The sequence below is a fragment of the Mycobacterium sp. genome (assembly GCF_049280035.1).
Lineage (GTDB): Bacteria > Actinomycetota > Actinomycetes > Mycobacteriales > Mycobacteriaceae > Mycobacterium.
Genome location: NZ_JBAPPI010000273.1, coordinates 1 through 1860, shown reverse-complemented (window position 1 = coordinate 1860; position 1860 = coordinate 1). Strand labels below are relative to the sequence as shown.

The following is a 1860-nucleotide window of genomic DNA, read 5'->3' as shown; positions in this document are numbered from 1 at the left end:
CCACTTTTCCGATAACCCGCAGCTCAAAGGTGGCTTGAGCTGGCGATCATCAACGCTACGCCGGCATCGCCACCCCGCCTGAGTGGCCGAGAACCTGCTGAAACGACACCATTTAGTGATCTTCTTGCCGTTAGATGGAGCGCAGTGGGGGATTGTGGGGTATGGTGGCGGAAGTCGAAAGGCGTGGAGGTGCCCAGATGTTTCTCGGCACCTACACGCCCAAGCTCGACGACAAAGGGCGGCTGACGCTGCCCGCCAAGTTCCGCGACGCGCTGGCAGGAGGGCTGATGGTCACCAAGAGCCAAGACCACAGCCTGGCTGTCTATCCCCGCGCGGAATTCGAGCAACTCGCGCGCCGGGCCAGCAAGGCATCCAGAAGCAACCCCGAGGCGAGAGCGTTCCTGCGCAACCTGGCCGCCGCCACCGACGAACAGCATCCCGACGCGCAAGGCCGAATCACGTTGTCGCCCGACCACCGCCGCTACGCAAACCTGTCGAAGGACTGCGTGGTAATCGGATCGGTTGACTACCTTGAGATTTGGGATGCGCAGGCCTGGCAGGAATACCAACAGACCCACGAAGAGAACTTCTCCGCAGCCAGCGATGAAGCACTCGGCGACATTATCTGAGGCGCGTGCCCGTGCACCGTGGCCTCTGCCCGAACCGACCCTGACGTACTTCCCCAACGCCAGGTTCGTGCTGTCGGGCAGGGACCTCGTTGCAGGGGCGGCTCCTCAGGTCGCCCGCCGGGAAGGTGTTGTCGTGCCTGACGCCACTGGTGGTTTCGGTCATGTGCCCGTGCTGCTCGACCGCTGCGTCGCACTGCTCACCCCCGCGCTCACGCGGCACCATCCAGACGGATCAGGGGCGGTGCTCGTCGACGCGACCATCGGTGCCGGCGGGCACGCCGAACGTTTCCTGACCGAGCTGCCCGGACTGCGGCTGATCGGTATCGACCGCGACCCGACCGCACTGGACATTGCCCGCACCCGGCTGGCGCATTTCGCTGACCGGCTCACGCTGATCCAGACCCGGTATGACGGGATCGGCCACGCATTAGCCCAATCCGGTTACACTGCAACCGAATCCGTGGATGGAGTGCTCTTCGATCTCGGCGTCTCATCCATGCAGCTCGATCGCGTCGAGCGCGGTTTTTCCTACGCCCACGACGCACCGCTGGACATGCGGATGGACCCCACCGCGGCGCTGAGCGCCGCGGAAATCGTGAACTCCTACGATGAGGGCGCGCTGACCGACATTCTGCGCCGGTACGGCGAAGAGCGCTTCGCCCGCCGCATCGCCGCACACATCATCCGGCGCCGGGCGCGCACGCCGTTCACCTCGACCCGCGAGCTGGTAGAGGTTGTCTACCAAGCGGTTCCGGCGCCGGCCCGGCGTACCGGTGGACACCCGGCCAAGCGGACATTCCAGGCGCTGCGTATTGCGGTCAACGGCGAGCTGGACGCGTTGCGCGACGCCATGCCGGCCGCGCTGGACGCCCTGGCTGTCAACGGACGCATCGTGGTGCTGGCGTACCAGTCGCTCGAGGACCGCATCGTCAAACGAGTGTTCGCCCAGGCCGCCACCTCCAGCACACCGCCGGATCTACCGATCGAACTCCCCGGGCACGGACCGCAATTCACCTCGTTGACGCGTGGCGCCGAAGGCGCCGACGACGCCGAGATCCAGCAGAACCCGCGGAGTGCCGCGGTGCGACTGCGTGCTTTGCAACGCGTGCAATCGGGGCATGAGGCAGCGAGGAGGGGAGACCGATGAAGTCCAAGCGTGAAACGCCACCGCCGCGCGGCGGCGATCGCCGGCGCGCGCAGAGCGGCGCTGCCCGGAATACCGGGCGCCGAC

The 1860-nt window shown here is 66.2% G+C and carries 2 protein-coding genes; both read left to right on the top strand.

The features are described 5' to 3' along the window. Positions 1–197: 197 nt before the first annotated feature. Positions 198–629 carry a division/cell wall cluster transcriptional repressor MraZ gene (mraZ, locus tag WAN71_RS08870; protein ID WP_422224972.1) on the top strand — a complete coding sequence of 144 codons (432 nt, stop codon included), beginning with the start codon at positions 198–200 and terminating at the stop codon, positions 627–629. Further along, positions 604–1776: a 16S rRNA (cytosine(1402)-N(4))-methyltransferase RsmH gene (gene rsmH, locus WAN71_RS08865; RefSeq protein ID WP_422224971.1), complete on the top strand. Its 1173-nt coding sequence runs from the start codon at positions 604–606 to the stop codon at positions 1774–1776. Before mraZ ends, rsmH begins: the two co-directional genes overlap by 26 nt. Positions 1777–1860: the final 84 nt, after the last annotated feature.

Bases quoted from the DNA above. Each gene is read 5' to 3' on its own strand.
- mraZ (WP_422224972.1), top strand. From the start codon at position 198: ATGTTTCTCGGCACCTACACGCCCAAGCTCGACGACAAAGGGCGGCTG.
- rsmH (WP_422224971.1), top strand. From the start codon at position 604: ATGAAGCACTCGGCGACATTATCTGAGGCGCGTGCCCGTGCACCGTGG.